Below are 12,998 nucleotides of genomic sequence, written 5' to 3'. Positions count from 1 at the left end.
GGAAATTGCGGGAGCTCTGCGTCCCCCGTCAGTCATGTTCGACAGACTAAGAGTCGCACTGCTGTCACTCAATGACCGAAACTGACAACTTATTGATCCAAATGCGCAGCGCCACTTGGCAAGCGCCGGCATGCGCCCTACCCTAGGTGCCACACCCTGTACCCGGCTGTTGTTGGTTTTCATGCGCAAACTTCTGTACCTGTTTTTCTCCATGGCCATCGTTGCCGCCCTGACCACCTACGCCATGTGGGCGGCGGACCGGCCGGCGGGCCATTACCTGTCGGACCTGCGCATCAAACTGGCGGTCGATCAGGGCACCCCTGCCGATCGCGGCAATTTGCTGGGCATCCAGCCGGAACTGTTTCCCACCGACTACCAAAGTCCCGAGCGCCTGCACCGCAAACTCGCGGCTTATCTGCAGCAGGCGCAGGATCAGGGGCTGCTGAACGAAAAAACCGTAGTCGTCCTGCCCGAGCATGTCGGCACCTGGCTGATGATCAGCGGCGAGAAAGACGAGCTGTATCAGGCCCCGACTCTCGTTGAAGCGATGAACTGGCTGGCGGCGAGCAATCCGCTGCTATTCGCTCGCGCCTGGCTCACTGCCAAGGGCGAAAATCGCCTCGACGACGCGCACCTGCGCATGAAGTCCAAAGTCATGGCCAAGGATTACCAGGCGCTGTTCGGCGGGCTGGCCAAGGAATTCCACGTGACCTTGGTGGCCGGTTCTATCGTCTTGCCCGAACCGAGCATCCGCGACGGCCAGCTCAAACCCGGCAGCGGCGCGCTGTTCAACAGTAGCGTGGTGTTCGGCCGTGATGGTGTGCCGCTGGGCCAGCCCCAGCGGCAGATGCACCCGATCTTCGAACAGCGCGACGTGATCAATAGCGAAGACGGGCATGCGATCAACGTGATCGAGACCCCGGCCGGGCGTCTGGGTGTGCTGATCGGCAGCGACAGTTGGTACCCCGACAACTATCGCCGACTCGACGAGCAAGGCGCGCAACTGGTGGCGGTGCCCGCCTTCGTCGTCGGTCACGACGCCTGGAATCAGCCGTGGGCCGGCTACAAGGGTTCGAGCACACCGGGTTCGGTCAGCCTCAAGCCCGGGGAAATCAGTGAGGGTCAGGCCTGGCATCGCCTGACGCTGACCGCGCAGCCGCCGAGCAGTCGCGCGATTGCCGGGATGAGTGTGTTCCTGCGCGGCCAGTTCTGGGACAAGCCCGGTTCGGGACAAAGCTTCCTCAGCAGCAACGGCCAGCAATTCGCCGATGGCGAAGCCCGTGGCGCGCGTCTGCTGAACATCTGGTTGTAAGCCATGAAACCAATGCCGATGCGCCTTGGGGATCTGTCGGTTGGCTTCGTCCACAGCCTTGCCGATGCCGTGCGCAGCCATGGCGTCGACCCGCAACCGCTGCTGGAACAATACGGGCTGGACGCCGCTCGACTGGCCGAGGCCGGCGCGCGGCTGTCGATCCCGCGCTACATGCGGCTGGGGCACAGCGCGATTCAGTTGACCGGCGACCCGGCTCTGGGCCTGCGTATGGGCCAGCTCAGTCGTTTGAGTCAGGCCGGGCTCGCCGGGGTCACCGCCGCTCAGGCGCCGACCGTGCGCGAGGCCGCCCGTTGCCTGATCCGCTTCGAGCCGTTGTACGGTTCCAACTATCGCGGCCAATCGAGTTTTCATGAAGACGCGAATGGCGCCTGGCTGCGCTTCTATTCGATCAGCCCGTACAACGCCTATAACCGCTTTGTGGTGGATTCAATCATCGCTGGCTGGCTGCATCAGCTGTCCAGCGTCGGCCGCGAGCAACTGCGAGCGGAACGCATCGAAATCGAATTTGACGAGCCAACCTATCGCGACGCCTACAGCGTGCTGGGCGACTGCCCGCTGCAGTTCGGCGCCGAACGCAATCAACTGCGCTTAAGCCTCACCAGCCTCGCTCAGCGCAACCCGGAGCACTGCCCGAGCACCTGGAAGCATTTGCTCGCGTTGTGCGAACGGGAGCTGGAGCAATTGACCCGCACCCGCAGTCTGCGTGAACGCATCACTCAGCTGTTGGGGCCGTTGCTCAATGGTGGCCGGGAACCCGACCTGGAAGAAGTGGCGGCGCGTCTGAAGCTGCCGACCTGGACGTTGCGGCGCAAACTGGCCGAGGAAGGCACGCAGTTTCGTGCGATCCTCAATGACACCCGCCGTGATCTGGCGATGACCTACATCCGCGACACCGAACTGGCGTTCGGCGAAATTGCCTACCTGCTGGGCTTTGCTTCAGCCGAGGCGTTTCAGCGCGCTTTCAAACGCTGGAGCGGGCAGACCCCTGGCGAGTTTCGCCGCAGTCACCGCAAAACCGCCTGACGCCTTACAGCTCAGTGGCGTCTTCTGCCGGTTCTGGCTGATCGAGCTCAAAGGCCTGGTATTCGAGCAGTTCTTCTTGATAGTCATCCATCGTGTCATCCCCCTGCTGCTCGCTTGAAAAATAGCCCGGTTAACTGACCAGTGCTTCGAGCCTATCGTGCCCGTATGAAGGAAAAGTGACATCCCGCCTTCATGAATAAAACGTAGCAGGTGGTCAGGAATTTATCGCAGGATTTTTGTCGGGGGAATGTAACGAGATTTGAGTACACCACAAAACAAATGCGGGAGCGGGCTTGCTCGCGAAGGCGCAGTGTCAATCAACATATATATTGACTGACACTCCGCTTTCGCGAGCAAGCCCGCTCCCACAGGAGGGCTGCGCGCAGCTTATTGCATCGCCGGAATCGGCTCGGACGGCGGCGGGATATTGGTCGGGTTGGCCGGCGGCGTGATCGTTTCGGTAGCCGGAGCAGGTTCAGCAGTCGTTGCCGGGGTGATCGGCGCGGGCTCGGCAGGCGGCACCACAGGTTCGGAACCCACTGGCGTCGGTGCAACCGGGGCCGGCGCTGGGGTCGTTGCCGGGGCTGCCGGCGCCGTGGTCTGGGCTGGCTCGACAATCCCGGCTGGCGGCGGTGCAGGCGTTGTCTCTACCGCCGGTGCCGGGGTTGCCGGGGTTGCCGGCGCTACAGCGGCAGGCTTCGGCTCCGGCACACCGAGGTCGGTCTTGGGTTTTTCTTCGATGTGCGCCGCTTTCTTCGCATCCGCCGGCAGGAACAGTTCGACCAGGGTGAAGAATCGCTCGTAGAACTTCTGCGAGGTCACGGTCTCACTGGCGACCTTGACCATCGAATCATCGGAGGAACCGATCGGCATCGACACCGAACCCAACACGCCGACTCCGAGGCTGGCGGAGTTGTTGGTTTTCTTCAGCGCGTAGCGATCCTGCAAGGCGTTGGCGAACACTGTGGCATGGTGCTTGGCACTGCCATCTTCGGCGCAGACCACGTTGAAGCTGATCTCCAGGTGGGTTTCACCGGTTTGCTGGAAGCTCTTGTGGCCACTGACCAGTTTCGGGTCACTGCTGGTGATGATGTAGCCCTGGCTGAGCAGCGCACGACGGGCCGCCTCGCAACTGGCGACATCGGCAACCGGGTAATTGCGAGAATACGTACCGGAATCGTCGAAATTCTCATGCTCATAGATCGGCTTGTCTTTCGAACAGCCGGCCACAGCGGTCAACAACAGCGCCAACCCAACGACACGCATGGGAGTTGAAATCAACATTAAACATCCTGAGGGAAAACGGTCCGGGGCGTATTGTGCAACAGATCGCGGCCCCGCGGCGCACGGATTAGTGTCTTAAAACAGTTACAACTTTACCGAGGATGAGCGTCGGGAAAAAGCCGCGTCGATAAATGATCGATAAATACCCGCAATTTGGCGGTTGCATGGCGGCTCGACGGCCACAACACCCAGAACTGACCGACGTGTTGCAGATGAGCATCCAGCACCCGTTGCAAGCGCCCCTGCGCCACTGCCTCATGGGTCATGAAGTCCGGCAGGCAGGCGATGCCCATGCCGGCAATGGCTGCATGGCTGACGGCTTCGATAGAAGTGCTGACCAGTCGGGTCGGCAGACGCGCTTCAGGTGCGCTTTCCTCGCGGATCAACGGCCACGGTTCCAGCTTTCCGGTGGCATGAAAGGTATGCCGCAAACAGGCGTGATCCGCCAGATCGGCCGGAATCTGCGGCATGCCACGTTGCTGCAGATACAGCGGGCTCGCCACCAGCACCATGTGAAACTCACCCAAGGGCCGCGCCATCAGCCTTGAATCCCGAGGCTTGCCGGTGCGAATCACTGCATCGAAGCCCTCCTCGACCACATCGACCATGCGATCGGTCAGGTCCAGATCCAGCTCGATCTGCGGGTACAGCGCCATGAACTCGTTCATCACCGGCATCACTAGTCCATGCACCTGCGGCAGGCTGATACGCAACTTGCCATGGGGTTGCGACGCGGAATTGCACAGTTCGAACTCGGCGGCTTCCACCTCGGCGAGAATCTTGCGACAGCGCTCGAGGAACAGCGCACCCTCGCTGGTCAGGGTGATGCTGCGAGTCGTGCGATGAAACAACCGCACGCCAAGTCGCGCCTCCAGCCGCGCGATACTTTTGCCGACCGCCGAAGACGACACGCCCTGCAGCCGCCCCGCTTCGGTAAAACTGCGGGTCTCGGCAACCTGCACAAACACCGAAATACTGCCCAGGCTGTCCATTCCACTCCTCCCATTCACGACATCCGTGTCCGATATGTTCGGAACCGTAACCCATTTTTCTCCAATGCGCAGCGTCCTAGCCTATGGCCTTCATCCCCTTCGGCACATGGACGCTGACTCATGAACGACGCACAAATCACCTCGCCAGGCCCCGACACTGCACTTGAAGAACCCGAACGCTTGCCCCTCGGCGCCCTGCTGGCCCTGGCCACCGCCGGCTTCATCACCGTGCTGACCGAAGCCATGCCCGCCGGCCTGCTCCCACAGATGAGCGCTGGGCTAAATGTCTCGCAAGCGCTGATCGGCCAACTGGTCACGCTGTACGCCATTGGTTCGATGCTCGCCGCCATTCCGCTGACCATCGCCACCCGCAGCTGGCGCCGGCGCCCATTGTTGCTGTCAGCCATCGGCGGCTTCGCCATCGCCAACAGCATCACCGCCCTGTCAGAGCTGTACTGGCTGACCTTGATCGCACGACTTCTGGCCGGGGTCTTCGCCGGGTTGCTCTGGGCATTGCTGGCAGGCTATGCCAGCCGCATGGTTGCGCCCCACCTGCAAGGGCGGGCCATCACCGTCGCCATGCTGGGCGCGCCGCTTGCCCTGTCGCTGGGCATCCCGACGGGAACGTTGCTCGGCACGATGGTCGGCTGGCGCCTGAGCTTCGCGATCATGACCGCACTGACGCTGCTGCTGGTGGCCTGGGTGCGCTGGCAAGTGCCGGACTTCCCCGGCGAGCGCGTGGGAAAACAATTGCCCCTGCGTCAGGTCTTCACCCTGCCCGGCGTGCGACCGGTACTATTCGTGACCCTGTCCTACGTGGTTGCTCACAACCTGCTGTACACCTACATCGCACCGTTCCTGCAACCGTCGGGACTGGCCAGCGATATCGACCGCGTGCTGCTGGTATTTGGCCTGGCGTCGGTGCTGAGCCTGTGGATCGTCGGCAGCCTGATCGACCACTGGCTACGCGAGCTGATGCTGATCAGCACGCTGCTGTTCATGCTCTCCGCCATCGCCTTGGGCCTGTGGCGAGAATCGGCGACCGTGGTGTACATCGCCGTCGCCGTGTGGGGCCTGGCATTCGGTGCGATGCCCTCGCTGCTGCAGACAGCTTCAGCGAAAACCGCCGGGGATGCCGCTGATACAGCGCAGTCGATGCTGGTAACGCTGTGGAATGTCGGGATCGCCGGCGGCGGACTGGTGGGGGGATTACTGCTGGGGAATCTGGGGGTTGGCGCGTTTCCATGGATTGTTGTGGGGTTACTGGTTTTGACTTTGTATGCGGCGCTCAGGGCTCGGGGGAATGGGTTGGCTTGATTGGGACTGTGAGGGAGTGGGTGGCTGCTAGGCTGCCTTCGCGAGCAAGCCCGCTCCCACAGTGGGGCCGAGTACATCAGTAAGAGGTTGGTCGGCTGTCAGGCCGCCTTCGCCAGCAGGCTGGCTGGCTGGCTGGCTGGCTCCTACAGTTTAGAAAGCGTGCCCCGCATGCGGCGAAGCCGCCCCACTCAAATGGCCGAGTGTCAGCTCGCCGAAAGCTCTTGATCTTGCCGTGTCGGCCCCATCGGCAGGCTGAGTGGAGGGATTTATCCGGGGGTGGGAGCGCAGCGACCGTTCGACGCAGTCGAACACATCGAGAGGAGGTGCAGCGAAGCAAACCGGAGGCGATGCCCCCGGATGAATCCCGGAGCGAGGGAACACTGAGCCTAAGCGAAGTGCCGTACGCCGGGGCAAAGCCTTTTGGGTTACCTTTTCGGCGTTTGGAAAAGGTGACTCGCTGTAAGAGCGAAACCGCCAGCGCCAGCACCCGAAAAAACGGATATTCACCCAATCCACAAGCGCATGGTCGGCCCAAAGGCCGCCAAGCTCAAAAAACCAAGCTCAAAAAAAAGCCCCGACCATAAGGTCAGGGCTTTCCTGCTACCACTCAGTCAAACATCAATACCGCTTGATATCAGCCTGGCTTTCCAACTGCTTACGGAACGCCGCAAAGTCCTGCTGGCCTTCACGCGACGCGAGGAAGCGACGGTACTGAGCCTTCTCTTCTTCAGTCGGCGCCACCGCCTCGTTGACACCATTCAGACGCACAATCATCAGACTGCCGTCCTGCAAGGTCACGCTGGTGAACGTCGGTTTGTCCTTGGCCGCCGGTTTCGGCATGCGGAACAACGCCTGCAGCACAGTCGGATCAATGCCTTCCTGAGCACGGGTCGCCGCCGTCACAACCTTCCAGCTCTGGCCATCAACCGCCTTGTCCAGCGGAGTCTTGCCATCACGCAGACTGGCGATCAACTGTTCAGCCTTGGTCTTGGCCGCAGCGCTGGCATGCTCTTTGGTTAGCTGGGCACGAATAGCAGTGTTGACAGCTTCCAGCGGCAGTTGCTCAGGCTTCAGGTGTTCCTTGGCACGCAGCACGACCACGGTTTCCGGATCCAGCTCAATGCCGGTGCTGTTGGCATTTTCTTCCAGCACTTCCTGGCTGAATGCAGCGGCCACCACAGCACGGTTGGCCGCGATGCCTTCGCCACCTTCGCGGCCGAACGGTTTGGAGGTGTGCACGGTCAGTTTCAGGTCGGCCGCGGGCTGAGCCAGATCAGACGCTTCGAACGCCGAGTCTTCCAGTTGCTTGGTCGCCTCGACGAAACGCTGCTCGACCTGTTGGGTCTTCAGCTCGCGGGTCAGCTTGTCTTTCAGGCTGGCCAGGGTCGGTACTTCTGGCGCTTCAACACCCAGCAGCTTGATCAGGTGGTAACCGAAATCGGTACGCACCGGCTCGGACACCTGGTCCTTGTTCAACGAGTACAGGGCTTTTTCGAAGGCTGGGTCATAGACGCCAGGACCTGCGAAACCGAGGTCACCGCCATTGTTGGCCGAACCCGGGTCCTGCGAGAACTCCTTGGCCAGCGCTTCGAATTTCTCGCCCTTGGCCAGACGCGCCTGGACTTCTTCGATCTTCGCCTTGGCCTGAGCGTCGGTCGTCTTGTCGTTGACTTCGATCAGGATATGCGCCGCACGACGCTGCTCCGACAGGTTGGCGATCTCTTTCTGATACGCCGCCTGCAGGTCTTCGTCCTTGACCGCAACCTGGTCAAAGAACGAGGACTTCTTCAGCTCGACGTAGTCGACAACCACCTGCTCAGGGGTCATGAACTCCTTGGCGTGCTCGTCGTAGTAAGCCTTGACCTCATCGTCGGTCAACTTGACCGCGGCCGGATCGGCCTTGACGTTCAGCGAAGCGAAATCGCGGGTCTGTTTTTCCAGACGGGCGAATGCCAGCACTTCGGCGTCGGTGACGAAGCCGCTGCCGGCAACACCGGCGCGCAACTGACCAATCAGCATTTCCTGAGCCAGCATCTGGCGGAATTGCATACGGGAGTAGCCCAGTTGACGGATCACCTGGTCGAAGCGCTCGGAGCTGAACTTGCCGTCCACCTGGAATTCAGGGGTCTGCAGGATCACCTGATCCAGTGCGCCTTCGGAGAAAGCGAATTTCGATTGTTCTGCGCCTTGCAGCAGCAGCTTGCGATCGATCAGCCCCTTGAGGGCCGACTCGCGGAGCATTTTTTCGTCAAGCAAGGAAGCATCGAAGTCCTTGCCCAGCTGTTGCATCAACTGGCGACGTTGCATGTCAACGGCCTGGCTCAGCTCGTTCTGGCTGATTTCTTCACCATTGACCTTGGCCGCATCGTTGGAGTGCGTAGTGGCCTTGAAAATGGCATCGAAACCGGTCAAAGCCATCAGTGCAACGATGACCCCGATAATGGTCTTGGCAATCCAGCCTTGTGAATTGTCCCTGATATTCTGCAGCATGCGTCCCCCAGAAACGGTTGAACTTCAAAAATTAGGCAACCGTGGAGCGTGGGTAGAATCCGGATAGAAGAAAGGCGCATCCGAGGATGCGCCTTCTCGTAACTGGCGGAGCGGACAGGGCTCGAACCCTCGATCCCGGCGTAACAGGCGGCTGTTCCAGCGACCTGCTCTACCGCTCCGCTGCCAAGTCAGGCTTGACCCCGACCCGGATGGGTAAAAACCTGAAACAAACTAACTTAGTTGACAGCTTCTTTCAGTGCTTTACCGGCTTTGAAACCTGGCTTTTTAGCAGCAGCGATTTGCAGCGTCTTGCCGGTCTGTGGGTTACGACCAACGCGAGCTGGACGATCAGTCACGGAGAAAGTGCCGAAACCAACCAGAACAACGGAGTCGCCAGCCTTGAGAGCGCCAGTGACGGATTCGATTACAGCGTCCAGCGCACGGCCAGCAGCAGCTTTCGGGATATCAGCGGATGCAGCGATAGCATCAATCAGTTCCGACTTGTTCACTCTAAGTCCCCTTATATCTATTTTGAGATGATTCTAAGTTTTTTGGTGAAAGCAAAAACAGTGCTGAATGGCCTACAGACACTTAAGAGCCGCTTTATAACAAGGGCTCTAAAAAGCTGTCAAGGAAGCCCCCCAGGCAAAAACGGATTAATGCGTGCTAATTCTTTCCTTTGAATCAGACTCACGTTTTTCGTCCTTGGAAACTATCTCCGGAGCCACATCCGGCAAGGGCTCCGGCGCGTATTGCAGCGCAATTTGCAGGACCTCGTCAATCCATTTAACCGGTTTAATCTGCAGATCCTGCTTGATATTGTCAGGAATCTCCTTCAGATCGCGCACGTTCTCTTCCGGAATAATCACAATCTTGATTCCGCCGCGATGAGCCGCGAGCAGTTTTTCCTTCAGACCACCAATTGCCAGCACTTGACCACGCAGAGTGATTTCGCCGGTCATGGCGACATCGGCGCGTACCGGGATCCCGGTCAATGCCGACACCAGTGCCGTGCACATGCCCACACCAGCGCTAGGGCCATCCTTCGGGGTCGCCCCTTCCGGCATGTGAATGTGGGTGTCGCGCTTCTCGTGGAAGTCCAGAGGAATGCCCAGGCTCTTGGCACGGCTGCGTACAACAGTCAGCGCGGCAGTGATCGATTCGACCATTACATCGCCCAGCGAACCGGTCTTGATCAATTGACCTTTACCCGGCACCACAGCCGCTTCGATGGTCAGCAGTTCGCCGCCCACCTGCGTCCACGCCAGGCCAGTCACCTGACCGATCTGGTCCTGTTGCTCTGCCAGACCGTAACGGAATTTGCGCACGCCGAGGAAATGCTCCAGCAGATCAGCTGTCACTTTTACCGAGAAGCGTTTTTCCAGCGCGTGCTCTTTGACGGCCTTGCGGCAGACCTTGGCAATCTGACGTTCGAGGCCACGCACACCGGCTTCGCGGGTGTAGTAACGGATGATGTCGCGAATCGCTTCTTCGTCGAATTCCAGCTCGCCCTTCTTCAGACCGTTGGCGGCAATCTGCTTCGGCGACAGGTACTTGACGGCGATGTTGATCTTTTCGTCTTCGGTGTAGCCCGGCAGGCGAATGACTTCCATCCGGTCCAGCAGTGCCGGCGGTATGTTCATCGAGTTCGAGGTGCACAGGAACATCACATCGGACAGGTCGTAATCGACTTCCAGATAGTGATCGTTGAAGTTGTGGTTCTGCTCCGGATCGAGCACTTCCAGCAACGCCGACGCCGGGTCGCCACGCATGTCGCTGCCCATTTTGTCGATTTCATCGAGCAGGAACAGCGGGTTGCGCACACCCACTTTTGTCATCTTTTGAATCAATCTTCCCGGCATCGAACCGATGTAGGTCCGGCGGTGACCACGAATTTCCGCCTCGTCACGCACGCCACCAAGGGCCATGCGCACGAATTTACGGTTGGTGGCGTGGGCAATCGACTCCGCCAGCGAGGTTTTACCCACGCCAGGAGGACCGACCAGGCACAACACCGGGCCACGGATCTTCTTCACGCGCTTCTGCACGGCGAGGTATTCAAGGATGCGTTCCTTGACCTCTTCAAGGCCATAGTGATCGGCGTCGAGAATGTCTTCAGCACGCGCTAGGTCGAGGCGCACCTTGCTCTGTGCCTTCCACGGCACCTGCACCAGCCAGTCGATGTAGGAGCGCACCACGGTGGCTTCAGCGGACATCGGCGACATCTGCTTGAGTTTGTTCAGCTCGGCGGTGGCCTTGGCCAGGGCATCTTTTGGCAGACCGGCAGCGTCGATGCGCTTTTTCAGCTCTTCGATTTCGTTGTGACCTTCGTCACCGTCGCCGAGCTCTTTCTGAATGGCCTTCATCTGCTCATTCAGGTAGTACTCGCGCTGACTGCGCTCCATTTGCTTTTTGACGCGGCCGCGAATGCGTTTTTCGACTTGCAGCAAATCGATCTCGGCATCCAGCAACGCGAGCACGTGCTCGACCCGGGCCGACAGATCAATGATTTCGAGAATTTCCTGCTTCTGCTCGATTTTCAGCGCCATGTGCGCGGCCATGGTGTCGACCAGACGGCCAGGCTCATCGATGCTGTTGAGCGATGACAGGACTTCAGCCGGGACTTTCTTGCCCAACTGCACATATTGTTCAAACTGCGACAGCAGGCTGCGCACGAACACTTCGGATTCGCGCTCGGCGGCATCAACTTCATCGATCAGCGAGACCTCGGCGCGGCAATGCCCGTCGACTTCGCTGAAGCGCTCTACAGCGCCGCGCTGCTCACCTTCGACCAGAACCTTGACCGTGCCATCCGGCAGCTTCAGCAATTGCAGCACAGTAGCAATCGTACCTACGCGATAGAGAGCGTCTTCACCGGGATCATCGTCAGCCGGGTTTCTCTGGGCCAGCAGCAGGATCTGCTTGTCGCCCGTCATCGCGGCCTCGAGGGCTTCGATGGATTTCTCGCGCCCCACGAACAGCGGGATAACCATGTGCGGATAAACCACGACATCGCGCAATGGCAGGAGAGGCAATTCGATGGTTGTCTTCATGATTTCGCCTCTACGGCGGCCATATGGCCGTAATCAGATGGAATTAAGCTTGAAACCAAGATGGGGGCTGCCTTGAAAAAAAACAAGCGCTAAGCGGATGTAAAAAACGACATAAAAAAAGAGGCCCGAAGGCCCCTTCTTTGTTCCGGCAGTGTGGACGCTTACGCGTCCGGCGCTGCCTTGGCCGTCGGCTCACTGTTTTCGTAGATATACAGTGGCTTGGACTTGCCTTCAATCACGCTTTCATCGATGACGACTTTGCTCACCTCGGACTGCGAGGGGATTTCGTACATCGTGTCGAGCAGCACACCTTCGAGAATCGAGCGCAGGCCACGAGCACCGGTTTTACGTTCCAGGGCACGCTTGGCGACCGATTTCAGGGCGTCGGTCCGGAACTCCAGATCCACGCCTTCCATCTCGAATAGCTTGGCATACTGTTTGGTCAGAGCATTTTTCGGCTCGGTGAGGATTTGCATCAGCGCAGCCTCGTCGAGCTCGTCCAGCGTCGCAAGCACCGGCAGACGACCGACGAATTCCGGGATCAGACCGAACTTGACCAGATCGTCAGGCTCGACTTCACGCAGGGATTCACCGACTTTCTTGCCTTCTTCCTTGCTGCGTACTTCTGCGTTGAAACCGATGCCGCCCTTGGTGGAACGGTTTTGAATAACCTTTTCCAGACCGGAGAACGCACCACCACAGATGAACAGGATGTTACGGGTGTCGACCTGCAGGAATTCCTGCTGCGGATGCTTGCGGCCACCTTGCGGCGGAACGGAAGCGACCGTGCCTTCGATCAACTTGAGCAAGGCCTGCTGCACGCCTTCACCGGAAACATCGCGGGTGATCGACGGGTTGTCGGACTTGCGGGAAATCTTGTCGATTTCGTCGATGTAGACAATGCCCATCTGGGCCTTTTCCACGTCGTAATCGCACTTTTGCAGCAATTTCTGAATGATGTTCTCGACATCTTCACCTACGTAACCGGCCTCGGTGAGGGTGGTTGCGTCGGCGATGGTGAACGGAACGTTCAGCAGGCGGGCCAGTGTTTCAGCCAGCAGGGTTTTACCGGAGCCTGTCGGGCCGATCAGCAGGATGTTGCTCTTGCCGAGTTCGACGTCGTCAGCCTTCTTGTCACGCTGATTCAGGCGCTTGTAGTGGTTGTACACCGCTACGGCCAGAACCTTTTTCGCACGCTCCTGACCGATTACATACTGATCAAGGATGCCGCTGATTTCTTTAGGCGAAGGCAATTTATGCGCGCTGCTTTCGGCCTGGGCTTCCTGCACCTCCTCACGGATGATGTCATTGCACAGGTCGACGCACTCGTCGCAGATAAAGACCGAGGGGCCGGCAATCAATTTGCGTACTTCATGCTGGCTTTTGCCACAGAAGGAGCAATAGAGCAGCTTGCCGTTGTCCTCGCCGTTGCGGGTGTCAGTCATTCGTTCGATCCAAATCCGATAGGCTTGCAACACAAGATGAAGGCTATTGCGGGCTTTTTCA

General features: G+C 59.3%; 9 protein-coding genes. 3 read left to right on the top strand and 6 right to left on the bottom strand.

The features are described from left to right. The first annotated feature begins 181 nt into the window (after window positions 1–181). Together M0814_RS05705 and M0814_RS05700 are read left to right on the top strand one after the other, a co-directional pair. Window positions 182–1,312, top strand: a complete 1,131-nt coding sequence (locus tag M0814_RS05705; RefSeq protein ID WP_103486573.1) for a nitrilase-related carbon-nitrogen hydrolase — start codon at window positions 182–184, stop codon at window positions 1,310–1,312. A 3-nt stretch (window positions 1,313–1,315) separates the two neighbouring features. Then, window positions 1,316–2,356 (top strand): AraC family transcriptional regulator, encoded by a 1,041-nt coding sequence (locus M0814_RS05700; protein WP_103486572.1) that lies wholly within the window; start codon window positions 1,316–1,318, stop codon window positions 2,354–2,356. 387 nt (window positions 2,357–2,743) lie between these two features. Here M0814_RS05700 and M0814_RS05695 read toward each other — a convergent pair whose 3' ends face one another. Beyond that, window positions 2,744–3,640 carry a DUF2242 domain-containing protein gene (locus M0814_RS05695; protein ID WP_103486571.1) on the bottom strand — a complete coding sequence of 299 codons (897 nt, stop codon included), beginning with the start codon at window positions 3,638–3,640 and terminating at the stop codon, window positions 2,744–2,746. Window positions 3,641–3,732: 92 nt separating this feature from the next. Then, entirely contained in the window at window positions 3,733–4,632 is a 900-nt protein-coding gene (locus tag M0814_RS05690) for a LysR family transcriptional regulator (RefSeq protein ID WP_103486570.1), read from the bottom strand. Window positions 4,633–4,752: 120 nt separating this feature from the next. On the opposite strand from M0814_RS05690, the gene M0814_RS05685 reads away from it, so the two are divergent. Continuing rightward, window positions 4,753–5,949 carry an MFS transporter gene (locus M0814_RS05685; RefSeq protein ID WP_103486569.1) on the top strand — a complete coding sequence of 399 codons (1,197 nt, stop codon included), beginning with the start codon at window positions 4,753–4,755 and terminating at the stop codon, window positions 5,947–5,949. Between the two features lie 618 nt (window positions 5,950–6,567). Here M0814_RS05685 and M0814_RS05680 read toward each other — a convergent pair. The 4 genes from M0814_RS05680 to clpX all read right to left on the bottom strand — a co-directional run bounded on the left by M0814_RS05680 (window position 6,568) and on the right by clpX (window position 12,937). After that, window positions 6,568–8,439 (bottom strand): SurA N-terminal domain-containing protein, encoded by a 1,872-nt coding sequence (locus tag M0814_RS05680; protein WP_003223636.1) that lies wholly within the window; start codon window positions 8,437–8,439, stop codon window positions 6,568–6,570. 236 nt (window positions 8,440–8,675) lie between these two features. After that, window positions 8,676–8,948: an HU family DNA-binding protein gene (locus M0814_RS05675; RefSeq protein ID WP_008077714.1), complete on the bottom strand. Its 273-nt coding sequence runs from the start codon at window positions 8,946–8,948 to the stop codon at window positions 8,676–8,678. Window positions 8,949–9,095: 147 nt separating this feature from the next. After that, window positions 9,096–11,492 (bottom strand): endopeptidase La, encoded by a 2,397-nt coding sequence (gene lon, locus M0814_RS05670; RefSeq protein ID WP_003223634.1) that lies wholly within the window; start codon window positions 11,490–11,492, stop codon window positions 9,096–9,098. A 161-nt stretch (window positions 11,493–11,653) separates the two neighbouring features. Beyond that, window positions 11,654–12,937 carry an ATP-dependent Clp protease ATP-binding subunit ClpX gene (clpX, locus tag M0814_RS05665; RefSeq protein WP_003223632.1) on the bottom strand — a complete coding sequence of 428 codons (1,284 nt, stop codon included), beginning with the start codon at window positions 12,935–12,937 and terminating at the stop codon, window positions 11,654–11,656. Window positions 12,938–12,998: the final 61 nt, after the last annotated feature.

Source organism: Pseudomonas sp. MWU12-2020, assembly GCF_023100605.1.
GTDB lineage: Bacteria > Pseudomonadota > Gammaproteobacteria > Pseudomonadales > Pseudomonadaceae > Aquipseudomonas > Aquipseudomonas fluorescens_H.
The sequence above is the reverse complement of the archived record's forward strand: the minus strand, read 5'-3'. Positions and strand labels throughout refer to the sequence as shown.